This window comes from Kitasatospora misakiensis, from assembly GCF_042656005.1.
GTDB lineage: Bacteria > Actinomycetota > Actinomycetes > Streptomycetales > Streptomycetaceae > Kitasatospora > Kitasatospora misakiensis.
In genome coordinates this window covers 33,593-55,821 of sequence record NZ_JBHSOF010000013.1, presented here as the reverse complement: position 1 = coordinate 55,821, position 22,229 = coordinate 33,593, and the positions used below count along the sequence as shown (strand labels likewise).

The 22,229-nt window shown below is 74.5% G+C and carries 20 protein-coding genes and 1 pseudogene; 13 read left to right on the top strand and 8 right to left on the bottom strand.

From position 1 onward, the window contains the following. The first annotated feature begins 26 nt into the window (after positions 1–26). Positions 27–716: a polysaccharide deacetylase family protein gene (locus tag ACFP3U_RS12985; protein ID WP_380225598.1), complete on the top strand. Its 690-nt coding sequence runs from the start codon at positions 27–29 to the stop codon at positions 714–716. A 56-nt stretch (positions 717–772) separates the two neighbouring features. Here the strand turns inward: ACFP3U_RS12985 and ACFP3U_RS12980 are convergent, their stop codons facing one another. The 4 genes from ACFP3U_RS12980 to ACFP3U_RS12965 form a co-directional block, all read right to left on the bottom strand. Then, on the bottom strand, positions 773–2,254 hold the full coding sequence (locus tag ACFP3U_RS12980; protein WP_380225597.1) for a hypothetical protein: 1,482 nt from the start codon (positions 2,252–2,254) through the stop codon (positions 773–775). A 38-nt stretch (positions 2,255–2,292) separates the two neighbouring features. Then, entirely contained in the window at positions 2,293–4,329 is a 2,037-nt protein-coding gene (locus ACFP3U_RS12975) for a hypothetical protein (protein ID WP_380225596.1), read from the bottom strand. A gap of 354 nt (positions 4,330–4,683) precedes the next feature. Beyond that, complete coding sequence (locus ACFP3U_RS12970) at positions 4,684–5,811, bottom strand: nucleotide disphospho-sugar-binding domain-containing protein (protein ID WP_380225595.1); 1,128 nt, start codon at positions 5,809–5,811, stop codon at positions 4,684–4,686. A 571-nt stretch (positions 5,812–6,382) separates the two neighbouring features. Next, on the bottom strand, positions 6,383–7,198 hold the full coding sequence (locus tag ACFP3U_RS12965; protein WP_380225594.1) for a LysR family transcriptional regulator: 816 nt from the start codon (positions 7,196–7,198) through the stop codon (positions 6,383–6,385). A gap of 169 nt (positions 7,199–7,367) precedes the next feature. Here ACFP3U_RS12965 and ACFP3U_RS12960 point away from each other — a divergent pair, with 169 nt between their 5' ends. Together ACFP3U_RS12960 and ACFP3U_RS12955 are read left to right on the top strand one after the other, a co-directional pair. Next, the gene (locus tag ACFP3U_RS12960) at positions 7,368–8,063 is read left to right on the top strand and encodes an SDR family NAD(P)-dependent oxidoreductase (protein WP_380225593.1); all 696 of its coding nucleotides are present in this window, start codon (positions 7,368–7,370) and stop codon (positions 8,061–8,063) included. Positions 8,064–8,185: 122 nt separating this feature from the next. Continuing rightward, positions 8,186–8,605 (top strand): cold-shock protein, encoded by a 420-nt coding sequence (locus tag ACFP3U_RS12955; protein WP_380225592.1) that lies wholly within the window; start codon positions 8,186–8,188, stop codon positions 8,603–8,605. A 64-nt stretch (positions 8,606–8,669) separates the two neighbouring features. On the opposite strand, the gene ACFP3U_RS12950 is transcribed toward ACFP3U_RS12955, so the two are convergent. Next, the gene (locus ACFP3U_RS12950) at positions 8,670–9,575 is read right to left on the bottom strand and encodes a haloalkane dehalogenase (protein ID WP_380225591.1); all 906 of its coding nucleotides are present in this window, start codon (positions 9,573–9,575) and stop codon (positions 8,670–8,672) included. Positions 9,576–9,728: 153 nt separating this feature from the next. Here ACFP3U_RS12950 and ACFP3U_RS12945 point away from each other — a divergent pair, with 153 nt between their 5' ends. From ACFP3U_RS12945 to ACFP3U_RS12930, 4 genes are all read left to right on the top strand, one after another. After that, positions 9,729–10,178, top strand: a complete 450-nt coding sequence (locus ACFP3U_RS12945) for a MarR family winged helix-turn-helix transcriptional regulator (RefSeq protein ID WP_380225681.1) — start codon at positions 9,729–9,731, stop codon at positions 10,176–10,178. Positions 10,179–10,369: 191 nt separating this feature from the next. Further along, complete coding sequence (locus tag ACFP3U_RS12940; RefSeq protein ID WP_380225590.1) at positions 10,370–10,789, top strand: serine integrase family protein; 420 nt, start codon at positions 10,370–10,372, stop codon at positions 10,787–10,789. A 134-nt stretch (positions 10,790–10,923) separates the two neighbouring features. Further along, positions 10,924–13,908: an ATP-binding protein gene (locus ACFP3U_RS12935; RefSeq protein WP_380225589.1), complete on the top strand. Its 2,985-nt coding sequence runs from the start codon at positions 10,924–10,926 to the stop codon at positions 13,906–13,908. A 155-nt stretch (positions 13,909–14,063) separates the two neighbouring features. Beyond that, positions 14,064–14,252 (top strand): hypothetical protein, encoded by a 189-nt coding sequence (locus ACFP3U_RS12930; protein ID WP_380225588.1) that lies wholly within the window; start codon positions 14,064–14,066, stop codon positions 14,250–14,252. 17 nt (positions 14,253–14,269) lie between these two features. On the opposite strand, the pseudogene ACFP3U_RS12925 reads toward ACFP3U_RS12930, so the two are convergent. From ACFP3U_RS12925 to ACFP3U_RS12915, 3 genes and pseudogenes are all read right to left on the bottom strand, one after another. Beyond that, positions 14,270–14,404 (bottom strand): annotated as a pseudogene (locus ACFP3U_RS12925) (dehydrogenase); the annotation flags it as partial. Positions 14,405–14,412: 8 nt separating this feature from the next. Next, on the bottom strand, positions 14,413–15,285 hold the full coding sequence (locus ACFP3U_RS12920; RefSeq protein WP_380225587.1) for a MurR/RpiR family transcriptional regulator: 873 nt from the start codon (positions 15,283–15,285) through the stop codon (positions 14,413–14,415). Between the two features lie 129 nt (positions 15,286–15,414). Further along, complete coding sequence (locus ACFP3U_RS12915) at positions 15,415–16,860, bottom strand: aromatic amino acid ammonia-lyase (protein ID WP_380225586.1); 1,446 nt, start codon at positions 16,858–16,860, stop codon at positions 15,415–15,417. 177 nt (positions 16,861–17,037) lie between these two features. Between ACFP3U_RS12915 and ACFP3U_RS12910 the strand changes: the two genes are divergently transcribed. The 6 genes from ACFP3U_RS12910 to ACFP3U_RS12885 all read left to right on the top strand — a co-directional run bounded on the left by ACFP3U_RS12910 (position 17,038) and on the right by ACFP3U_RS12885 (position 21,897). Further along, positions 17,038–18,183, top strand: coding sequence for an ABC transporter ATP-binding protein (locus ACFP3U_RS12910; RefSeq protein ID WP_380225679.1), 1,146 nt, complete (start codon positions 17,038–17,040; stop codon positions 18,181–18,183). Beyond that, a complete protein-coding gene (locus tag ACFP3U_RS12905) occupies positions 18,180–18,833 on the top strand; it encodes an ABC transporter permease (RefSeq protein WP_380225585.1) in 654 nt (217 codons plus the stop codon). The genes ACFP3U_RS12910 and ACFP3U_RS12905 overlap by 4 nt, the downstream gene beginning before the upstream one ends. 7 nt (positions 18,834–18,840) lie before the next feature. Beyond that, positions 18,841–19,515 (top strand): ABC transporter permease, encoded by a 675-nt coding sequence (locus ACFP3U_RS12900; RefSeq protein ID WP_380225584.1) that lies wholly within the window; start codon positions 18,841–18,843, stop codon positions 19,513–19,515. A 50-nt stretch (positions 19,516–19,565) separates the two neighbouring features. Further along, complete coding sequence (locus ACFP3U_RS12895) at positions 19,566–20,516, top strand: ABC transporter substrate-binding protein (RefSeq protein WP_380225583.1); 951 nt, start codon at positions 19,566–19,568, stop codon at positions 20,514–20,516. 143 nt (positions 20,517–20,659) lie between these two features. After that, entirely contained in the window at positions 20,660–21,331 is a 672-nt protein-coding gene (locus tag ACFP3U_RS12890; protein WP_380225582.1) for a hypothetical protein, read from the top strand. A 119-nt stretch (positions 21,332–21,450) separates the two neighbouring features. Beyond that, a complete protein-coding gene (locus ACFP3U_RS12885; RefSeq protein ID WP_380225581.1) occupies positions 21,451–21,897 on the top strand; it encodes a PIN domain-containing protein in 447 nt (148 codons plus the stop codon). Positions 21,898–22,229: the final 332 nt, after the last annotated feature.

The following is a 22,229-nucleotide window of genomic DNA, read 5'->3' as shown; positions in this document are numbered from 1 at the left end:
CGGTTCCGCGGCCGTTGGGAGGACCCGTGACTTCGCCCCGTGCAACGGACCGGCCCCGGAGGCGCCGCGCCGCCCGTCTCGCGATCGGCACCCTGGTGGCGGCCGCCACCGCCGTCGTCGCCCTGCCCGCCGTCCCCGCCCAGGCGGCCGCGAGCAAGGTCGTCTACCTCACCTTCGACGACGGCCCGAGCCCCCGGTACACCCCTCAGGTCCTGTCGGTGCTCTCCCAGTTCGGGGTGCGCGCCACCTTCTTCGAGATCGGCCAGAACGTCGCCGCCAACCCCGCCGTCACCCGCCGGGTGCACGAGCAGGGCCACAGCGTGCAGAACCACAGCTGGTCCCACCCCGACCTGCGGTCCCTCTCCAAGTCCGCCTTCGACTCCCAGGTGACGGCCACCGACGCGCGCATCCGCGCCCAGACCGGCACCACGCCGCGCTGCCTGCGCCCGCCGTACGGCGGGGTGAACGCGGCCGTGCGCTCCGGCGCGGCCCGGCTCGGCAAGAGCGTCCAGATGTGGAGCGTGGACCCGCAGGACTGGGCCAGGCCCGGCCGGACCGCCATCGAGCGCCGGGTCCTCGACCGGGTCGCCCCGGGCTCCGTCGTCCTGCTGCACGACGGCGGCGGCGACCGCAGCCAGACGGTGGCCGCCCTGCCCGGCATCCTGCGCACCCTCAAGGCCCGCGGCTACAGCTTCGCCCTGCTCCCCTGCCGCTGACCCGCGCCGCTCCTTCGGATCACGCCGGCCACCGGACGTGATCCGAAGGAGCGGGCCTACGCGCCGATGGAGCAGTTGATGTCGGGGGCGTGGCCGAGCGGCCAGGCGACGGCGTCCAGGACGGCGTTGCGGGAGTCGGGGTCGAGGTGGACGACGGGTACGGCCTTGTTGTGCGGGTTCCCGTTGCTGTCGAGACAGATCCAGCCGCTCGCGCCGTCCACTCGGATGTCGTTGTGCAGACGGCGCCAGCTCAGGGCGACCTCCCGCAGCCCGGGCATCCTCCCGGAGCTGTCGGTCTCCAGCCGGATCCCGGCGACGGCGGTGGACACCGCGTCGTAGGTGATGATCACCCGGCCGTCGCGCAGGCTGGCGGGCCCGATCCGCTCGGGCTGCTTGGTGGCCTCTTCGGTGAGCCGGCCGGCGAGGTCGGCCATGGCCTCCTTCGAGCCTCCGGTGCTCGCGGTGCTCTGCGGGCCCCAGGCGTCGGGGTGGGCGAGCGCCGTGTAGCGCACGGTGGTCCCGCCGTTCCACTTGAGGGACTCCCACTCCTTCTCGAACTTCTGGTCGACCATCAGTGTCGAGGCGTGCGAGCCGGTGATGACCGTGTACGGCTTGTCGCACTTCCGGTTGGCCAGCGCGACGAGGAACAGCCGCAGCTGGACCGGGCGTCCGGCGAAGAAGAGAGTCCGTGCGGGGGAGTTGCAGATTCCCGGCACCATCCGCTGGAACTCCCCGCCGAGGTTGCCCTCCTGGTTGAAGTCCTCCGGGGACTCGAAGGACTCCGGCTTGTGGGGCGCTCCCTTGGTGAGCCTGGCGAAGGCCTCCCGCAGTGTGGAGATGTAGTTGTCGTTCTTGCGGGTGTCCTCGATCACCAGGCTCTCGGCGGGCTTGATGTCGGCCCCGTAGAAGGTGAGGGCGTTGGCCTGGTCGGTGTTGCTGGGGGCGACCCGGGCCAGACCGGGGAAGCCGTCCGGTTCGGCGGTGGTGTTGGCGATGTCGTCCGCGGTCATCGGGCCCGCGACGACCGGTATGCCGAGCTTCGCGGTCAGGTGACCGACGGCGTCCTTCGCGTTGGTGATGCTGATGTTGATGCCCGTGACCGCCCGCAGGTTCTCCTTGCCCTTGGCGGACCGCGCCAGCTGGTCCGCGACCCGCCTCCACTGCCCGTACCCCTTGCCCGGGTTGGCGAGTACCAGCCGGACCGGTGGCTGGTGGCCGCTGTCGAGGTTGGCCCGGTGCTGTGCCAGGTAGGCGCCCTGGACCTGCTCGACCATCTCGCGCCGCTCGGCCTGCGCGTCCGAGACCAGCGGGATCATCAGGGCGACGGTGACCGGGTTCTTCCCGGCGACACTGTCGTTCTCCTCCTTGATGCGCGCGGTCACCGGCCCCAGGTCGTCGGTGAAGACGTAGGAGCCGTCCGTCACGCCGACGCACTCGTGCTGCACCCTCGTCACGCCGTCGGCGCAACTGTCGTCCGTCCAGACAAGGTAGCCGAAGTAGCCCGTGGTGCTCAGGACGGCGACCGCCAGCAGAAGCACCAGGGCACGGTTCAGGGGTCCTGGGGGCAGAGGCAGTTTCACGGTCGGGAGTCTCCTCGGATCGGAAGGTGGGGAGCCTGGTACCAGCGGTCCCGCAGGAGGTCGGGCCAGGTCTCGTGTGCCCGGAAGAACACCGCCTGGTCGGCGGCCCCGGTGTGCTGGGCGAGGGTGAGCAGCTGCAGGCGGACGGCGTCGATCGGCTCCCGGGCGGGCACCGCGAGCGGGTGCGACTGCACCCACAGGTTGCGCACCAGGAGGTCGACCGCCCGGTGCACCGGGTCGTTGCCGCCCTCGCAGGCCGGGCAGGGCTCGTTCGGCCCGGCGGCGGACGGCAGGGGCCGCGGCGGGTGCGGCGCCGTGCAGACCAGGTTCACCGAGGCGAGCCAGTCGGCGGCGCTCCGCTGGGCCAGCCGCTGGTGGAGGGTGCGGACCACGGCTCCGGTGTCGAGCACGGCGAGGGCGTGGTGCAGGGCCTGGTCGGGCAGCCCGGTGGCGTCCGGCGCGTACCGCGCGCGCAGCGTCCCGTGGAGGTGGCGCCAGGTCCGCATGTCGGCCTCCCGGCCGAGCCGGACGGCCAGGTGGTGGCCGAGCAGCGCGCGCAGGGTCGGGTCCTTCACGAACGGCCCGTCGAAGCCCTGGCCCGCTCCGCCACCGCCGCCGCCCCAGTGGTTGCGTTCGAGCAGCCGCTTGACCTCCTGGACGCCCAGCGTGCCGGGGTCGCCGGGCGGGTAGTTCTCGCCGAGCAGGTCGGCGGCCTCGTCGTCGAGGGCCGGGGAGAAGTGGGCGAGGCGGTCCAGGTTGAGGCTGTCGGGGACCAGGACCCGGAGCAGCCGCTCGTGGACGGCCGTGCCGGGCGCGTCGTGGGCCGGGAGGTCGAGCAGGAAGCGTGGGTCGGCGTTGTCGCCCTGGAGCAGGGCCAGCCTCCCGGCCTGCACCAGGGCGTGGGCGATCCCGGCCCGGCCGGCGCTGAGCCGGTGGATCACCCGGGCGGTGCCGGGCGGCGGGTGCTCCGTGCCGAACATCCGGTTGACCTCGCCCAGGTCGAGCCGGGACAGCGGCAGCCGGAGGATCCAGCCGGCCGCCGTCGCCGGCGGGCCCGGCCGCCAGAACGGGCCCGCGGCGCGGCGGGTCGACGGCGCGACACTCTCGGGGTCGGCGGCGGGCGACTCCTCGGCCAGGAGCGTGGTGACCACGCCGGGCCGCCGCCCGTCCGGCTCCTCGTGCCAGACCCGCGCCAGCGTCCGCAGCACCGGCCCGCCCAGCGGGGTGTGGGCGTTGTCGAGCAGCAGCAGGGGGCGCGGCAGCCGGTTCAGCCGGCGCGTCAGGGTGTAGTGGGCGTCGATGTCCGCCAGCAGGGCCGCCATCAGATGGCCCTCGGCGACCTCCCGGTCGTCGGGGTCGCCGCGGAAGAGCCGGGCGAGTTCGGTCAGCCGGACGTGCGCGTCGTCCTGGCCGGTGAGGGGCCGGGCGGCCCACCAGCGCAGGCCGTGGTTGTGCGCGAGGGGGCCGAGCAGGTCCGGGCCGACGACGTCGACGAGCCGCGCGACCAGTTCGTTCGCCCCGGCCCCCGGCCCCGGCGCGGCGCCCCGCCCCGCTTCGGCCTCCCTGGTCCACCGGGTCACCCGGTCCTGGCGCTCCCGGCCCGCGGGCAGACTCTCCCGGAGCAGGCTCTCCAGGCGCCGGGCGGCCGCGTCCAGTTCGCCGGCGCCCGGGGACTGCCAGCCGGTGACCGCGAGCAGGCCCTGGGTGAGCCGGGGGAAGGCGATGCCCTTGCCGAACTCCTTCGCCCGGCGGCTCAGCTCGTGGCGCAGGTGGAAGAGCAGGTCCGAGGCGTGCGAGGCGTTGCGCCGGGCGGGGTTCTCGTCGTCGGCGGCGAGGGCGAGCTCCGGGCGGCCGAAGTCGGCGCGGCCGAGGTCCGCCAGCGCCCGGGGCAGGTACGCCGCGTACCGCGCGTCCAGGGCCTCCAGGAGGGCGGTCCGGCCGCTGAGCCGCCCGCCCGAGCAGGCGATCAGCAGCGGGGTGCCGTTCGGGACGGGCAGGCGCCTCGTCCTGAGGCGCGGTGCCTCGCCGCTCACTTCCAGGCCGACGAGTGAAGGTACGACCGTCTCGAAAACCGCTGCACGCCCGTGCAGAACCACTGCGACCCCCCAGCCGTGCGGCGAGGCCGTACCTCACCGTGAGCATGGAGGATAGGCGACCGCGCGCGTCCCGTGCAGGGGTACCCCGAACAACACGCCGCCGGTTTTCGAAAGATCCGAATGATCGTCAACTCACCGTGCGTCCACGTCCTTTCGCGTCGGGTGGCACGCAGGTCCACCCCGCCGCCCCACGCCGGGGTGGCGGCGGCGGGGTGGGGACGAACCGTGGGTGGTTGTGTCCGGCCGGCGGTGCTTGCGGTCGGCGGTGCTTGCGGTCAGCGGTGCTTGGGCTCAGCGGTGCGCGGCGACGAGGGCCTCGATGTCGGGGACGACGGCCGCCGGGGTCGGCAGGGCGTCGTTCTCGGCGCGCAGCCGGGCGGCGCCCTCGCGCAGCGCGGGGTCGGCGACGAGCCGGGTGAGCAGCGCCGCGTCGACGTCCGCGGAGGAGGACCGCAGCGCCGCCCCCGCGGCGGTCAGGGCGTCGGCCACCGCGAAGTTGTCGGCGCCCTGGGGCAGCAGCAGCTGGGGCACGCCGGCCTGCAGTCCGGTGAGCGCGCTGCCGGAGCCGCCGTGGTGCACCACCGCGTCGCACACCCTCAGCAGCTCCGCGAGCGGCACCCAGGGCAGCGGGCGGACGTTCTCCGGCAGGGTGCCCAGGTGGCCGAGGTCCGCGTCGCCGACGGCGAGCAGGAACTCGGCGTCGACCTCACCGGCGGACTCGATCAGCGGGGTGATGGCGCCCACGCCGTCGGTCCCGGTGAGCACCGTGCCCAGGGTCACGACGACCCGCGGCCGGTGGCCCCGGTGCAGCAGCTCGGCGGGGACCACCCCGCCGCCGTTGTACGGGACGTACCGCATCCGCACGCCGCCCTGGTCACCGCCGAGCGAGGCCGGGACGATGTTCAGCGGGGTGGTCTCGGCCGGTCCGGCCACGTCGTGCTTCTCGTAGACGTCGGCGAAGTGGACGGCCATCCGGGCGGCCATGTCGAGGCCGGAGCTGAGGCCGAAGTTCTGCAGCGCGGCGGGGATTCCGAGCTTGGCCGCGACCAACTGGGCGGAGGCCAGGCAGCAGTCGTGGACGAGGAGGTCGGTGCCCCAGCCCTCGGCCACGGCCAGCAGGTCGTCCGTGGTGGAGCGCGAGGCGAGGGAGAAGGCCGCCGCGGCCATCTCGATGATCTCGTCCTGGGTCAGGTCCGGCTGGGCGTAGGTCGCCCGGGTGCCGGCGACCTCCTCGAAGGCCTCCCGCACGGGCCGTCCGTCGCCGATCTCGACGATCGGGAACCCGGCCTGCCGAATCTGGTCGAACGGGCGCGGGCTGGCGAACAGCACCTCGTGCCCGGCGGCCCGCAGGGCCTGGGCGGTCGGCACCATCGGGAACAGGTGGCTCGACGCGGCCGGGCCGGTGAAGAGTATGCGCACAGTGGTCTCCTGATCGTTCTCGGGTGGGTCGTCGCCGGATCGCGCACGAGCGATCCGGGTCCCACACACGTCAACTGACGAACAGTCACTTGTCATTCCACGAAGCATCCGCCGTTGGACGCTCCGGTGTCCGGCCCGGGCCCACCGGGCGTACGCGACGGGCCGCGGGGCGACGCCCGGTGCTGCGGCGGGGTGGCAGCCGGCAGCAGGCGGGCCCGGAGGGGCGGCGCGCCGCTATCTGCCGCGGCGCGGCGGGGCGGCGTCCGGCAGTCGGGCGAAGAAGGTGTTCGGCACGGTGCGTCCTCCCACGGCGGTGTCGCGTCCCGCGCGCGGTCGCGCGGCGGGAGGAACGCACCGGACACCCTGGGAGGGAAATACTGGCCGTCGGCTTCCGGCCGACAGCGCCCGGACTACCGACCGGGCTGCGCTTTCGCGCGTTCCGGCGTCGATGCTACGACGAACAGGCCGTCCGCGCACGGTTTTTCGGCGGCGTCCTCGATCGGCCGTCCCGATCGGCCGCCCTGGCCAGCCGCCCCGCCGGCTCGGGCACCGGGTCGAGCACCGGGTCCGATCAGGCGTCCGGCCGGCAGAGCACGGCGGCGGCGATCTCCAGGAAGTCCGCGACCGGGCCCGGGCCGTGGCTCTCCGGCGCCGCCAGGCACGTCCCGACCGGCGGGAAGTCGGTGACGGGCAGGTAGACCAGGTCGGGGCGGGCGTACAGCCGGCTGATGCTGAGCGGCAGGAGCGCGACGCCCTGGCCGGAGGCGATCAGCTCGAACTTCTCGTCCAGCGAGGCCGTCCGCCGCTTCCGGCCGTCGAGGACCGGCTCGCCGTCGAGGTCGGCCATGACGAGCGCGCGCCGGCCCGCCAGCGGGTGGCTCGCCGGCAGGCAGGCGACCTTGGTCTCGTGCCCGACCGGGACGGTGTGCAGCCCCGTGTCGTCGAACGGGTGCCGGAGGAACCCGACGTGCGCCCGGCCCTCCCGCAGCGGCGCGTCCCGCTCCGGCCACGGCAGCGGGAGGACGTCGACCGTCACCTCCGGGTGGCTCGCCGTGAAGGCCCGGATCGCCTCCGCGACGTGCAGGCCGGCCGAGAAGCCGACGACGAGCCGCTGCCCGGGCCGGCCGGCCTCCCGTACGCGGCGCACCGCGCCCGCCACCGTCGCGGTGATCCCGCGCGCCTCCTCGTACAGCTGCCGCCCGGCGGGGGTCAGCTCGACGCTGCGCGTCGTCCGGGTGAACAGCGGGCAGCCCAACTCCTGCTCGAACGCGCGGATCTGGCGGCTGAGCACGGGTTGGGCGATGAACAGCGCCTCGGCCGCCCGGCCGAAGTGCCGGTGCTCGGCCACCGCGACGAAGTACCGGAGCTTTCGCAGGTCCAGATCCATGCCCGCACGGTATCAATGCGCCCGAAAGGGTATTGGACGCCCCGCTCGGGGAGCTCGGAGACTTTCCCCGTGATCGCGCCCGCCGGCCACGTCGATGCGGGCGCCCCGGGACCGCGTCCCGCTCCCGATCCATGAACACCATGAACACCAGGAACAGGACACCCCACCCATGCGTGACACCCGCAGGACCGCCCTCGTCGTCGGCGCCTCCCGGACCCTCGGTCTCGGGATCGCCGCCGAGTACCTCCGCCGCGACTGGGACGTCATCGGCACGGTGCGCGGCAGCCGGCCCACCGCCCTGCACGACCTGCTCGACAAGGCCGAGGGCCGGCTGACCGTCGAGTCGCTGGAGATGACCGACCCCGCCGAGCTCTCGGCGCTCCGCGACCGGCTGGCCGGCCGCACCCTCGACCTGCTCTTCGTCAACGCCGCGATCACCCGTGGCGACCTGCCCATCGGCGAGGTGCCGACGGAGATGTTCACCGAGGTCATGGTCACCAACGCGCTCAGCCCGCTGCGCGTCGTGGAGACCCTCCGCCCGCTGGTCGCGCCGACCGGCACCATCGGCGTGATGTCCTCCAGCCAGGGCAGCGTCTCCCTGAACACCTGGGGCGGGCAGGACCTCTACCGCGCCAGCAAGTCCGCGCTCAACCAGCTGATGCGCTGCGAGGCCGCCCGGCACGCCGAGGACGGCCGGACCATGCTGCTGATGGACCCGGGCTGGGTGCGCACCGAACTCGGCGGCCCGGAGGCCGAACTGAGCGTCGAGGAGAGCGTGCCCGGCGTGGTCGCCACCATCGAGAGCCACCGCGGCGCGGGCGGCCTCCACTTCGTCGACCACCTGGGCGAGACCGTGCCCTGGTAGCCGCGGCAGACCGTGCCCCGGTAGCCGCGTCGGGCCCGTGACGATGCCCGTCCTCGCCCGGTTCCTCTATCCTCTACCTCAGGTGTCGGGCAGGGGGCCCGGGTTGTCCTTGGGGGTGTGTTGTGGTCACCGGTCGTGTGGTGCGGTACGACAGTGTGCGGGGTTACGGGTTCATCGCTCCCGACCACGGCGGGGAGGACGTCTTCCTGCACGTGAACGACATGCTGATGCCCGAGTCGGTGGTGCACTCGGGCCTGGTGGTCGAGTTCGAGATGGAGGAGGGTGACCGCGGACTGAAGGCCTCGTCGGTGCGGCTGCCCAAGGGCGCGCTCACCCGCCCGGCCGCTCCGGCCGTCCCCGTCGCGCGGGTCGCGGTCGACGGCGACGACGTGGAGTGCGACGTCCTCACCTCCGCCGAGTTCCTGCTGGAGGTGACGGAGCTGCTGCTGGAGCACGCGCCGTCGCTCACCGGCGATCAGGTGCTCAAGGTGCGCAACACGATGCTGCAGCACGCCAAGGACCACGGCTGGGCCGAGGGCTGAGCGGTACCCCGGGCCCGCCGGTCGGCGGCCCCGGGGTGCCGGGTGGCGCGGGATCGGCCTTCGATCAACCGGCCCGCGCCGCAAGCGCGTTGCCATCGGCGAGCCCGTGCACCGCGAGCCAGTCGGCGATCGCCCGGCCGATCGCCGCCGGCTGGTCCTCCGGGGCGTGGTGCCCGGCCGGACCGCAGTGCTCGACGGTCAGCGCGGCGATGTGCTCACGCGCCCAGGCGACCATGGCCTCCCCGACGAGCAGGGTCGGCGAGGAGTCGAAGGTCAGCAGCAGCTTGGGCACCTCCGGAGTGCCGGCCAGCCACCCGCCGTACGCGTCGACGCGGGCGACGACCTCGGCCGGGTCGCCGTCGATCGGCGTCATCCGCGACCAGGCCAGCATCGGACGCCGACTGCGCGGCGTCGGGAACGGCTCGCGGTAGGGCCGGACGTCCTCCTCGCCCAGCGGGTTGAGCACCCCGCCCTTGAAGGCGGTCTCGATGAAGATGTTCCGCTCCAGCACGAGGTCCTCACCGATGCCGGGCGTGCGGAACGCCTCGGCGCGGGCCCGGGCCGCCGGCGGCAGCTCGTCCCCCACCAGCGGCTTGAGGAAGGTCTCCAGCAGGACGACCCCGGCCACACTGCCGGGGTGCCGGGCCGCCCGGTCGAGGGCGAGCGCGCCGCCCCAGTCGTGACCGACCAGGACGGCGCGGTCGAGCCCGAGCTCCTCGAACCACGCGTCCAGGTAACGGGCCTGGTCGTCGAAGCTGTAGTCGATGTCCGGCTTGCCGGAGGCCCCCATCCCGATCAGGTCCGGGGCGAGCACCCGGGCCCGGCCGGCCACCTCCGGGACGACGTCGCGCCAGAGGTGGGAGGAGGTCGGGTTGCCGTGCAGGAAGACCACCGGCGGTCCGGCGCTGTCGGCGCCGGACGCGGTGTCGAGGTAGGCGAGGTGGGAGTCGATGACGTGGGCGGTGAACATCGGGACGGGTCCTCTCGTCGCTCCGCAGGTATCCGTTAGTCGCACTAACGGTTTCGATGTCGACGACCGTATACCGTTAGGGCGACTAACACAATCGCTAGACTGCGGGACGTGAAGAACCACGACGAGCCGACCACCGACTCCCCCGGCGCCATGCCCGACCGCGCCGCGTCACCCCGGGTCCGCGGCCTGCCCAGCAGACTCCTGGCCGTCAACGCGATGCACGCCGACCGCCTGGTGAACGAGGGACTCGCCGCGGAGGGCGCCCGCAAGTGGCACTTCGCCGCCCTCACCGCGCTCGCCGAGGGCGGCCCCGCCAGCCAGTCCGAGCTCAGCCGGCGCACCGGCATCTACCGCAGCGACATGGTCGCGGTCGTCAACGAACTCGCCGAACGCGGCCTGGTCGAGCGCACCCCCGACCCGGCCGACCGCCGCCGCAACGTCATCACGGTCACCACCGAGGGCCGCACCCACCTCCGCCGCCTCGACACCGTCGTCGACGCGGCGCAGGAGGCTCTGCTGGCTCCCCTCACCCCCGCCGACCGCGCCCACCTCACCGACCTGCTGACCCGCCTCCTGGACCACCACGACCACACCACGTGAGCGGCCCGCGCGCGGCCGAGGCGGGTGGGAGGGCGGCCCGGCCGTGGGGTGGGGGCTCGGCGTAGGGGGCCGGGGCGCAGCAATGGGTAGTGGCCCCCATTGTTCCCCCTACTGTTCCGGGAGTCCGCTGGGCATCGGCCCCGGTGCCGCCCTCCCCCGCCCGTCACAGTGAGCAAAGCCAGGTGAACGGCATGCACGACCTCCATGAACCGGCCCGTCCGGTGGTGCGGCGGTGCGCGATGTACCTGCGGTGCCGCCCCTACGACGCGCGGGAGGCCGATTACGTGCGGTCCGCGATGGAGCACCTGGCCGACCGTCTCGCCCTGCCGTTCCCGGACGTGTACAGCGACCACGGGCTGAGCACCCGCGGTCGGCTGCCGGCGCTGGAGAACCTGCTGGTGGCGGCGGAACAGCGCTGGGTGGACGTCGTACTGGTCCCGGGGCCGTTCGTGTTCGCGCTCGACGACCGCGCGGCGGCGGCGACCGTCCGGCGGCTCGCCCGGGCGGGCTGCGAGGTGATCGAGGCACCCGGGCGGGTGGTCCGGGCCACCGGATTGCCGCGTCGGCCCGCGGTGGGCGACGGTCCGGCCGCGTACCCCCAGGCGGTCTGAGTGCCACCGCGCCCGCCGGCCCGCCCGGCGCCGACCGGCCCGGCGCGGGCATCATGGGGCATGCCCGCTGAGACTGGATCCGCCCGAGGCCGGGGCGCCGGCCGCCGTGCCGGACGCGGCCGGGCGCGGCGCCGATGACCCCGTCGCTGCCGCCGAGCGCGCCGCAGGGGGAACCGGCGGAACCCGCCTTCGTCGGACGGGCCCGTGAGCTGGCCCGGCTGACCGAGGCCCTGTCCCGGCCCCCGGCCGTGCTGCTCGTCGAGGGTGAGGCGGGCAGCGGCAAGTCCCGGCTGGTCGCCGAGGCCGTCCGGGCCCTGGGCGGGTCGGGCCGCCCAGTCCTCCTCGGCCGCTGTCACCCGTTGCGCGACCCGGAGCCGTTCGGCCCGGTGGTGGACGCGCTGCGGGACGCCGCCGCCCTGCTGCCCCCGCCCGCCGACCTGCCGCCCAGCACCGGGGCGCTGCGCCTGGTGCTGCCCGACCTCGCCGCCCAGCTGCCGGCCGCACCGCCGGACGGCGGCGAACTGCTGCCCGCGCGCCGGCTGCTCGCGCAGGGCGTACGGGCGCTGCTCGCGGCCCTCGACGACCCGGTCCTGGTGGTCGAGGACCTCCAGTGGGCCGACGACGCGACCCTCGACCTGCTGCTCCGGCTGGCCCGTGAGCTGCCGCCGCGACTCGCCCTGGTGGTCACCTACCGTCCGGAGGACCTGCCGCCCGGCGCCCCCGCGCCCGGGGCCGTCCTCCGTCCCTCGCCCGTCCGGGCCGGTGGACGGGCGGCGGGCGGCGGGCTCGTGCGGCTCGGTCCGCTGGACGAGCCGGCGGTCGAGGAGCTGGCCCGGGCGGTACTCGGACCGGCGGCGACCCCCGAGCTCACCCGGGTCCTGCACGAGCGGAGCCAGGGCATGCCGCTGGCCGTCGAGGAGGACCTGCGGGCCCTGGCCGAACGCCCTCCCGCCGCCCCCGACCGGCCGACCCGTGACCGGCCGACGTACGACAGGCCGCCGTACGAGCGGGAGGCCCGCGACCGGCCGACGTCCGACCCGGTGGCCGAACTCGCCGCCGCCGAGCTCCCGCGCGCCCTGCGCGACGCGGTGACCGAGCGGCTCGCCCGGCTGGGCGAGCACGGCGCCGCCGTCGTGGCCGCCGCCGCCGTGCTCGGGGTGCCCGCCGACGAGGAGCTGCTGACCGCCGTCGCCGGACTGGACGCCGAGGCCGGCGCGGACGGTCTGACCGAGGCGCTGCACGCCGCCGTCCTGCGGGAGACCGCGCCCGACCGGTACGCCTTCCGCCGTCCGGCGGACCGCCGGGTCGCCCACGACCGCGTCCCCGGCCCGCGCCGCCGGGTCCTGCACCGGCGGGCCGTGGCCGCGCTGGAGACCAGGGAGCCGCGGCCGCTCGCCCGGATCGCCGAGCACACCCTGGCCATGGGCGACCGCCCGGCCTGGCAGGACCTCGCCCAGGCCGCCGCCGACCAGGCCGTCGCGCTCGGCGACGCGGGCGGCGCCCGCCGGATGCTGCGCAGCCTGCTCGACGAGCCCGACCTCGACCCGCGCCGGCGCGGCCGGGCCGCCCTGGCGCTGGCCCGACTGGCGGCCGACGACGTCGACCCGGCGGCCAGCGCGCAGGTGCTGAGCGGCATGGTCGCCGACCCCCGGCTGCCGGTCGCCGACCGCGGCGAGATCCGGCTCGCGCTCGGCTTCCTGATGGCGATACACAGCGGCAACCGGGCCGGCTTCGACCGGATCCGGGAGTCCCTGGAGGAGTTGGAGGAGCGCCCCGTGCGGGCGGCCCGGGCCATGGTGGCGATCGCCATGGACGAGCGCGACGGCGCCGGCCGCCACTCCGGGGAGTGGCTCGCCCGGGCGGAGGGGCTGCTGGCCGCGCATCCGGACGAGGACGTGGCCGCCGCGGTGCGGGCCACCTCGCTCACCTTCCAGGCCCGGGACGGCGATCCGGCGGTCTGGGACCGGCTGGACGAGCTGCCGCGCGACTCGGAGCGCCCCGAGGTGATGCGGCAGACCACCCGGGCCCTGTACAACACGGGCGAGATCGCGATCGAGCTGGGCAACGACCGCCGGGCCGCGCACCTGCTCGCGGAGAGCCGGCGGCTGGCCAGGCTGACGGCCATCCCGTACCTGGAGTGCTACAGCCGGCTCGCGCTGATCCGGCTCGACATGCTGGCCGGGCGCTGGGACGGCGTGGAGCCGCAGTTCGACCGGCTGGGCGCGGAGTTCGACGACCTGGCGATGGCCGGCGCCGAGCGCTCGCTGCTGTTCGGGCGGCTGGCGGCGGGGCGGGGCCGGCTGACGCTGGCCCGGGAGGAGTTCGAGATCGCCGCCCGGTACGGCCAGCGGGAGTCGCAGGTGACCGTCGCACTGCGGGCGGCCGCCGGGCTCGGCGGCCTCCAGCTGCTGGAGGGCGACACCGCCGGGGCCGCCGGCACGGTCGGACCGGCGCTGGCCGCGGCGCGGCAGGCCGACGCCTGGGCGCGCACCGCCGACCTGCTGCCGGTCGCCGTCGAGACGCTGCTGGCGACGGGCGGCGGGGCCGAGGCCCGGGCGGTCACCGAGGAGGCGGCGGACGCCCTCACCGACCGGGACGCGCCGGCCGTGTCGGCGGCCCTGGACCTCGCCCGGGGGCTGCTGCTGGACGCGGACGGCGACCCGGCCGCGGCGGAGGCGTTCACCCGGGCCCGGGACCGCTGGCAGGACATCGGCCGGCCGTACGAGGCGGCGCGGGCCGACGAGCGGGCCGCCGCCGCGCTGGCCGCGCACGACCGGGCCCGGGCGGCGGAGCAGATGGCCGCGGCCGAGCGGGTCTACCTGGAGCTGGGGGCCACCACCGACACGGCCCGGTGCCGGAAGCTGCGCCGGGACCTCGATCTCGGCGGGATCGGCTCGCCGGGGCGCCGGGGCTACGGCAAGCGGCTGTCGCCGCGCGAGCGGCAGGTGGCGGAGCTGCTCGCGCAGGGGACGGGGAACCAGGACATCGCCCAGGCGCTCTTCCTGTCGCCGCGGACGGTGGAGCACCACGTGGCGAACGTGCTGCAGAAGCTGGGCACGAGCCGGGCCGGGACGGCGCAGGCGCTGGCCCGGGCGGACGCCGAGGACGCGGCGGGCTGACCGGGCGGTCCCGGTTGACGGCCGGTCGGCCCCCAGCGTTCCCCGGAGCCGATAGGTAGTCACCCGCATTGATCCGGTCGGTCGCGGCCGGTTCCCTGGTGGCCGTTGGCGAGTGAGCGGGGCAGCCGCTCCCCGACCAGGAGGGAACCCAGGAGATGAGTGCACGTCACCACGCGCCGAGTGCGACCGCCGTCCCGGCGACGGACGGCCCGGCCCCGGCCGAGGCCACCGTCCGGCTCTCCCCGTCCCCCCGCAAGGCCGGGCACCACCCGGTCGCCCTGGTCCGGCTGGCCCGGCTGAGCCGGACGGGCCCCGGAGGCAACTGGGCGCACTGGGCGCACTGAGCACCAACCGGGGCCGGTCAGCCGGCCGAGCGGGGCTCCATCCGCAGCCCGAAGGCCGCCGTTCCGGGGTCCAGGGCGGTCACCCCGCCGTCGACCGTGAGGACCGCGCCGTTCACGTAGCCCGCCGCCGGGGAGAGCAGCCAGCCGATCCTGGGGCCGGCTACTCCAGGAAGAGGTCTCGGGCCGCCGCCGACTGCTCGATTGCCTCCAACCTGGCTTCCGCACCGGGAAGTTCGTCACACATGGCCTGCAGCAGTACGCGCCCGAGCAGCATCGGCGCGCACGCGGTGTCGAAGACCAGATCGGTGCCGACGGCCGCCGGGAGCAGCAGGTCGGAGAGCTCGGCCACGGGCGCGAACGCGCTGTCGGCGACGGTGATGACGGTCAGGCCGCAGTCCCGGGCGACGGTCAGCGCGTCCATCAGCTCGCGCGGGTAGCGGGGCAGCGCGAAGCAGAGCAGCGCGGTGGCGCCGGCGGCGGTGGCCTGCTCGATCCGGTCGGCGACCATACTGCCGCCCGCGTCCAGCAGCCGGATGTCCGGGTGCAACTTGGCCGCGAAGTACGCGAAGCCGTGCGCCTGCGGGGAGGACGCGCGCAGGCCGAGCACCGGCAGTGGACGGGACGCCGCGAGCAGCGCCGCCGCCCGGGCGATCGGTTCGGGATCGGAGAGCAGGTCGGCGAGGTGGCGCAGGTGGTCGATCTCGGCGAGGACGGCTCGCTGGTACTGGTTGCGGGGCGTCGCACCGCGCGGCTCCGGTACGGGGCTCTCGCCGCCGGCCCCGAGGTCGCGCAGATGCCTGCGCAGCGCGGGGTAGCCGTCATAGCCGAGCGCGATCGCGAAGCGGGTCACCGAGGGCTGGCTGACGCCCGCGAGTTCGGCGACCCCGACGCTGTTGAGGAACGGCGCTTCGCCGGCGTTGCGGACCAGCGCGTGGGCGATCCGGCGCTGCGTAGGAGTGAGGCGACGGCCCTCGAAGAGCTGGAGCACTCGGACGGAGGGGCCGACGGCGCCGGCTTCTTCTTGGACGGTCATCAGTGGAACCTATCTCGAATCTCCCTCGACCGACCCGGGCTTGCCCGCCCAGGGGCCCGAGGCCCAGGGCCCGGACCGGAGCGGCCAGGACCGGAGCGGCCAGGACCGGCGCAGCCTGGAACGCGGCACTCACAGCTCGGCGAACAGGTCCAACACCCTCGCCGCCGCAGCGACGTCCCCGGTGAGCGGGCGGTCCGCGCAGTCCGGGTCGAGCACCTCGGCCGCGAGCGCGAAGGCGCGGCCGATCGGCAGCCCGGGGTCCGGGGTCAGGCCGTGCTGGCGCAGCGCCCGTACGGCGGCGACCAGTTCGCAGCCCAGCACCAGTCGGTAACGCTCCGCACAGCGCAGGGTCTGGCGCGCCGCCAGGGAGGCGAAGCTGGCCAGTTCCTCGACGCCGCGCGACAGCACCGTGTGGCCGAGCGAGGCGGGCCCCGCGAGGGCGCGCAGTTCGCCGAAGGCCGCCCCTGCGGCGTACTCCAGGATCATCATGCCGGAGCTCGCCGAGGCTCCCTCGGCCAGGAACGGCCGGAGCCCGGTGAGGCCCGGCTCGGCGAGGGCGGCCAGCCGGGCGGTGGACAGCCGCGCGGTCGACAGCAGGGCGAGGCGGAAGTGGTCGAGGGCGAAGCCGATGTCGGCCGCGAAGAAGTTGCCGTGGTGGTAGGCCGCCTGGTCCTCGACGCTGATCAGCGGGTTCTCGGCGGCGGCGTTGAGTTCGACCAGCAGCACCCGCTCCAGGGCGTCGGCCGCTTCGAGTGCGGGGCCGTGTATCTGCGGCAGGCAGCGGAAGCCGTACGGGTCCTGGATCCGGCTGCCGGTCGGTCTCGGGGGGCGGGCGGGAGCGCCGAGCAGTCGTCGCATCCGGGCGGCGCAGGACACCGCTCCGGGGTGCGGGCGGGCCACGTGCACCGGTTCCGCGTAGGGTTCGAGGGAGCCGTCGACGGCGAGCAGCGAGAGCGCGGCCACCACCTGGGCGGCGGCCATCAGGCCGCGCAACTCCTCCAGCGCGAGGCAGGCCTGACCGATCGTCAGCGCGTTGCTGCTGATCAGGGCCAGGGCGTCGTTGCTGTCCAGGTCGAGGCGCCCGGGCGGGGTTCCGCCCTCCCAGCGGCCTTCCCCGGCCAACGCGAGGCCGGTCTGGGCGAGCGCCCCCAGGTCACCGGTGCCGACCGAGCCGTACTCGTGGACCACGGGGTACGCGCCGCTGCCGAGCGCCTCGGCGAGGGCCTGCACGACCGCGGCCCGGAGTCCGGCACCGCCCGCCAGCAGCTGGTTGGTCCGGACGGCCAGCATCGCCCGCACCTCGCGCCCGGGCAGCGGCTCCCCGATCGCCCCGGCGTGGCTGCGCAGCAGCCGCAGTCCGTGGGCCCGCTCGTCGTCGGCCGCGACGTCCACCGTGCGGTTGGCCCCGACGCCGGTGCTGCGCCCGTAGACCCGCCCGGTGGCCACGAGCTCGCCCGCGAGCCGGCAGGACCGCGCCATGCGGTCGAGGGCGGCGGGGTCGATTTCCGGCCGCGCCGCCCCGGCAGCCAATCCGACCACATCGGCAGGGGAGAGATTATGCCCGTCAAGGAGCATGGCTGTGACCCCCGCGTCCACATTCTGAGATTTGAGCACCGGTAAAACCCGCCCTTCCGGGACACCCCGTCTCGGATGTTGGTTAACGCCGTGAAAAAGATTCGGGCAATCCGTTGACTTCTATTCAGCGTCCGAGCACTGTGCATCATCACATGCGGAATCGACAAGGGGCTGATGATGATCAAATTCACCGCGGTCAACAAGAGCTTCCCGAATGGGACAACCGCAGTGCACAATCTCACCGAGGAGTTCCCCGAGGGTGAGATCACCGTCCTCGTCGGATCCTCGGGCTGCGGCAAGACCACCACGCTGCGCATGGTCAACCGGATGGTCGAACCCACCTCCGGCACGATCCACCTCAACGGCCGCGACATCCACGACGTCGCCGCCCCCGAGCTGCGGCGCGGCATCGGCTACGTGATCCAGCAGGCGGGGCTCTTCCCGCACCGGACGGTGCTGGACAACATCGCCACCGTGCCGCTGCTGCTGGGCTGGGGCCGAAGCAAGGCCCGCAGCCGCGCGGCCGAGCTGCTCGAACTCGTCGGCCTGCCGCCCGAAGCCGGCAAGCGCTACCCCCACCAGCTGTCGGGTGGCCAGCAGCAGCGGGTCGGGGTCGCCCGCGCACTCGCGGCGGACCCGCCGGTCCTGCTGATGGACGAACCCTTCGGCGCCGTCGACCCCGTCGTCCGGACCCTGCTCCAGGACGAGTTGCTGCGACTTCAGCGCGACCTGCGCAAGACCATCGTCTTCGTCACCCACGACATCGACGAGGCCGTCCGGCTCGGCGACCGCATCGCGGTGTTCCGCCCCGGCGGCCACCTGGTCCAGTGCGCCGCGCCCGCCGAGCTGCTGGCCCGCCCCGCCGACGATTTCGTGGCCGACTTCCTGGGCAACGAGCGCGGACTGAAGCTGCTGTCGCTGACCACCGTCGCCGACGTCCCCCACCAGCCGATCACCACCGTGCGCGCCGACGACACCCGCGCGGCCGCCCGCCGCGCGACCGGGCACTACGGCCCACTGCTGGTGGTCTCCGCCAAGGGCGAGCCGCTGGGCTGGGCCGACCCCGGTGCTCTGGACGCCCTCGCCGACCACGAGCCGGTCGGCGGCGCCGCCCTCACCCCGGCCCGAGGCGTCACCGACGCCGACTCGCTGCTGACCGCGCTCAACGAGGCGGTCGCCTCCCCCGCCGGGCTGGTGGCCCGGGTGGACGGCGCCGGCGTCCTCAAGGGCGTCTCCTCGCGGAGCGACATCAACGACCGGGCCGGCGCCTGGCACGCCGCCGTCTCCACGGGGGCACCGGTCCCCGCCGGGAGCGCCGCATGATGATCGACTGGTCGTGGTTCCCCAGCCACACCGACCTGCTCTGGTCGCTCACCCTGGACCACCTGTCCACCACGGTGCCGGCCGTCCTGTTCGGGCTGCTGCTCGCGCTGCCGCTGGCCGTGGTCGCGCACCGGGTCCGCCCGCTGCGCGGACTGCTGCTCGGCCTCTCCAACCTGCTGTTCACGGTGCCCTCGCTGGCCCTGTTCGTGCTGCTGCTGCCGTTCACCGGCCTCACCAAGACCACCGCCGTGATCGGCCTGACCGTCTACACGCTCGTCGTGCTGCTGCGCAACACCGTGGAAGGGCTGGACAGCGTGCCCACCCGCGTCCGCGAGGCCGCCATCGCCATGGGCACGGGGCGGCTGCGCACCCTGCTGACGGTGGAACTCCCGCTCGCCTTCCCGGTGATCATGGCGGGGGTCCGGGTGGCCACGGTGATGACCATCTCCCTGGTCAGCGTGGCCGGCTACATCGGCTACGGCGGCCTCGGGCAGCTCTTCATCACCGGCTTCCAGCGGAACTTCCCCACCCCCGTGCTGGCCGGCGTGGTCCTGACCCTGCTGCTCGCCCTCGCCGCCGACGCACTCCTCGTCGCCGTCCAGCGCCTCTGTACGCCCTGGACCCGCACCCAGACCGGAAAGGGAGCGTGACGGCACCATGCTCGAACTCCTCCACCAGCTGGCCGGCTGGTTCGGCGATCCCGCCCACTGGTCCGGCCCCGACGGGATCACCGCACGCCTCCTGGAACACCTCCAGTACTCGCTGCTCTCCACCGTGCTCGCGGCACTGATCGCGCTCCCGGTGGGCCTGCTCATCGGCCACACCGGACGCGGCGCCTTCCTCGCCATCAACCTCTCCGGCTTCGGCCGCGCGCTCCCGACCGTCGGCGTCGTCATCCTGGTGTTCCTGCTCAGCGGGCTGAGCATGACCCCCGTGTACGTCGCCCTGGTGGCCCTGGCCCTCCCCGGCATCGTCACCAACACCTACGCGGGCATGGCCGCCGTCGAAGCCGACATCAAGGACGCCGCCCGCGGTATGGGCATGACCGGCCTCCAGGTGCTGTGGAAGGTCGAGGTCCCGCTCGCCGCTCCGCTGATCATGACCGGGCTGCGGATCGCCGCCGTCCAGGTCGTCGCCACCGCCACGATCGCCGCGTACATCAGCTTCGGCGGGCTCGGCCGCTACCTCTTCGACGGCCTGGCCCAGCGCGACATGGTGCAGGTGCTCGGCGGCGCGGTGCTGGTCGCCGCGCTCGCCATCTCCATCGACCTCCTGCTCGCCGGACTGCAACGGCTGGTCTTCGCCCGCCGCACCGCGACGACGACCCACTGACCCCCCGCTTCCCCCGTTCCCCCACCTGCTCAACGCTCCAGGAGACCCCCATGCACCTCTCCCGCAGAATCCTCGTCACCGGCGCGCTCTCCCTCTGTGCCCTGCCCCTGGTGGCCGCCTGCGGCGGCGGCACCACCAGCCTCGCCGGCTCCGATTCCGGCTCGGGTTCCGGCTCGGGTTCCGGCTCTGGCAAGGGCGGCTCCATCGTCATCGGCACCGCCAACTACAGCGAGAACGAGATCCTCGGCAACCTCTACGCGGAGGTGCTGAAGCAGGCCGGCCTCAAGGTGACCGTCAAGGCCAACCTGGGCTCCCGGGAGATCATCATCCCGGCTCTGCAGCACGGCGACATCGACCTGCTGCCCGAGTACCAGGGAAGCCTGCTGCTCTACTTCGACCAGAACGCCACCCAGAGCAGCTCCGACGAGGTGCAGACCGCCCTGGCGGCCAAGCTGCCCAGCGGTCTGAAGATCCTGCCGCCCACCACCGCCGAGGACGCCGACGTCTTCGCCGTCACCAAGCAGACCGCGGAGAAGTACGGCCTGAGCAGCCTGAGCGACCTGGCCGCCCACAACGGGCAGTTGGTCTTCGGAGGCCCTGCCGAGGACAAGACCCGACAGGTCGGCCTCGCGGGCCTGAAGTCCGTCTACGGCGTCGACTTCAAGGGCTTCAAGGCCCTGGACGCCGACGGCCCGCTGACCAAGGGCGCGCTGAAGAACGGCGACATCGACGTGGCCAACCTCTTCAGCACCGACGCGGACATCGCCACCAACAACTGGGTGGTGCTGAGCGACCCCAAGCACCTCATCCCGGCCCAGCACATCATCCCGCTGATCCGCGCCGACAAGGCCGACGACCAGGTCTCCGCCGCCCTGGCCAAGCTGAACTCCGCGCTCACCACAGCGGATCTCACCAAGCTCGACTCCCAGGTCGACACCGACCACCAGGACCCGGAGACCGTCGCCCACACCTGGGCCAAGGCCCACGGCCTGGCCGGCTGACCCCGCACCACCACGGCATGCCCCGATGGCCGGGCCCTCGCGTCCGGGTCCGGCCGCCGGGGACGGCTGTCGTCAGTGGCGGGTCGTAGATTCGGCGCGACCGAGCACCAGTTGAGCGATCCGCGAACAGGACTCCGAGCCCGATGAACCCCGTCACCCCGATCCCTCCGATCCCCCCGGCCGACGCGCACGGCGTCGCGCTCACCGAGCGCGTCATCGCCTCCGTCGAGGCCGGCCCGCACCGGCCGATCCTCAACTACGGTCCGTGGGCCGGGCCCTGGCTGACCGGCGAGCCCGAGCCGCTGCCGCCGGCCCTGCTGGCCGAGGCGGTCTTCCCGAGCGGGCGGCCCCTGCCGCCGAGCCTGCGGCGCTGGCTGTCCTTCGACGCCGGACTGCTGCGCCGGTTCGGCTGGCTGGACGGCGACGGCCGCTTCACGCCCCGGTCGCTGGGCGAGCTGGCGCTGGACGAACTCGGCGACCTCTGGGGCTCCTGCTTCGACACCGTCTCGGACCGCTTCGACGAGTGCTTCCTGCTGCCCGGCGGATCCGACTCCCGCCGGGTCCTGGCGACCGGGGTGGCCGACGCCCACGGCGAGTACCCGGTGTTCGCGCTCGACGTCGACGACATTCCGTGCGTCGAGCTGATGTACCCGGGCCTGGACGTCTACCTGGCCGACACCTGCGGCCTGTTGACGATCGAGGGCGACGGCTACTCCGTCCTCGCGGCGGACCCCGTGTACAGCCGTCGGATGCTCACGCACGCGCACCACGTGTTCGGCGGCGAGTTCGCCGAGGAGTGCCTGCCGGACCTCTGAACGGAACGGCCGCGGGACCGAGTGCGGGACCGGGGGCTGCCCCCGGTCCCGCGGCCGCTCTCCCCCGCGTCCGCCCACCCGCCGACCGCTCCGTCGGCTTCGTGCCAGACTGGCCCGCCATGGGTGAGAGCGACGCGGGCGAGGCCGCGCGGGGTCTGCCGCTGCTCGTGGTGGACGGGGCGAACGTCGTGGGCTCGGTGCCCGACGGCTGGTGGCGGGACCGGCGCGGTGCGGCCGAGCGGCTGCGGGACGCGCTCGCGCCGCTCGCCGGCCGCGGGCTGCCCGGCGGCGAGCGGGCCGATCTGCCGGAGTGGGCGCGGACCGGTCCGCTGGAGGTGCTCCTCGTCGTCGAGGGCGCCGCCCGGGGCGTCACGGCGACGCCGGAGGTCCGGGTCGAGGCCGCGACCGGCAGCGGTGACGACCTGATCGTGGACCTCGTCGCGGCGGCCCTGACCGCCCGCCCCGGACGGAACTGCCTGGTCGTCACGGCGGACCGCGGGCTGCGCGCCCGGGTCACCGCGCTCGGCGCCGTCGTGACCGGGCCCCGCGCCGTCCGCCCCGTCTGACCCCGGCCCCACCGCAACACCCCCTCACCGCGTCCCCGTCCGGTCGGACGTGCACGCCCGCGTGCCCCCCGTCACCCGGCGGCGACCTGTTCGACGGGGTCATCCTTTCGATGGACAGGCGCCGGAGCGGCGTGACGCCGTCGACGGCCGCCGCCCGGCGCCCGGCGGGTCGGGCCGGTCCCCCGCCCCGCGCCGCCGGGGCCTGGGGATGTCCGGGCCCGGCGCCGTCCTTAGCACGAAGTCGCCCGTGCTCGTGGCAAGTTCACCCGGAGACCGCTCGCATTGGCGAACCGGGCGCGTGCGCCGCTTCGGGGCGTACGGGGCGCGGTAAA

Excerpts from the sequence above, each read along its gene's own strand:
- ACFP3U_RS12965 (WP_380225594.1), bottom strand. The coding sequence starts at position 7,198 with ATGGATCTGGACCTGCGAAAGCTCCGGTACTTCGTCGCGGTGGCCGAG.
- ACFP3U_RS12960 (WP_380225593.1), top strand. The coding sequence starts at position 7,368 with ATGCGTGACACCCGCAGGACCGCCCTCGTCGTCGGCGCCTCCCGGACC.
- ACFP3U_RS12950 (WP_380225591.1), bottom strand. The coding sequence starts at position 9,575 with ATGTTCACCGCCCACGTCATCGACTCCCACCTCGCCTACCTCGACACC.
- ACFP3U_RS12945 (WP_380225681.1), top strand. The coding sequence starts at position 9,729 with ATGCCCGACCGCGCCGCGTCACCCCGGGTCCGCGGCCTGCCCAGCAGA.
- ACFP3U_RS12940 (WP_380225590.1), top strand. The coding sequence starts at position 10,370 with ATGCACGACCTCCATGAACCGGCCCGTCCGGTGGTGCGGCGGTGCGCG.
- ACFP3U_RS12935 (WP_380225589.1), top strand. The coding sequence starts at position 10,924 with ATGACCCCGTCGCTGCCGCCGAGCGCGCCGCAGGGGGAACCGGCGGAA.
- ACFP3U_RS12930 (WP_380225588.1), top strand. The coding sequence starts at position 14,064 with ATGAGTGCACGTCACCACGCGCCGAGTGCGACCGCCGTCCCGGCGACG.
- ACFP3U_RS12920 (WP_380225587.1), bottom strand. The coding sequence starts at position 15,285 with ATGACCGTCCAAGAAGAAGCCGGCGCCGTCGGCCCCTCCGTCCGAGTG.
- ACFP3U_RS12915 (WP_380225586.1), bottom strand. The coding sequence starts at position 16,860 with ATGCTCCTTGACGGGCATAATCTCTCCCCTGCCGATGTGGTCGGATTG.
- ACFP3U_RS12910 (WP_380225679.1), top strand. The coding sequence starts at position 17,038 with ATGATCAAATTCACCGCGGTCAACAAGAGCTTCCCGAATGGGACAACC.
- ACFP3U_RS12905 (WP_380225585.1), top strand. The coding sequence starts at position 18,180 with ATGATGATCGACTGGTCGTGGTTCCCCAGCCACACCGACCTGCTCTGG.
- ACFP3U_RS12900 (WP_380225584.1), top strand. The coding sequence starts at position 18,841 with ATGCTCGAACTCCTCCACCAGCTGGCCGGCTGGTTCGGCGATCCCGCC.
- ACFP3U_RS12895 (WP_380225583.1), top strand. The coding sequence starts at position 19,566 with ATGCACCTCTCCCGCAGAATCCTCGTCACCGGCGCGCTCTCCCTCTGT.
- ACFP3U_RS12890 (WP_380225582.1), top strand. The coding sequence starts at position 20,660 with ATGAACCCCGTCACCCCGATCCCTCCGATCCCCCCGGCCGACGCGCAC.
- ACFP3U_RS12885 (WP_380225581.1), top strand. The coding sequence starts at position 21,451 with ATGGGTGAGAGCGACGCGGGCGAGGCCGCGCGGGGTCTGCCGCTGCTC.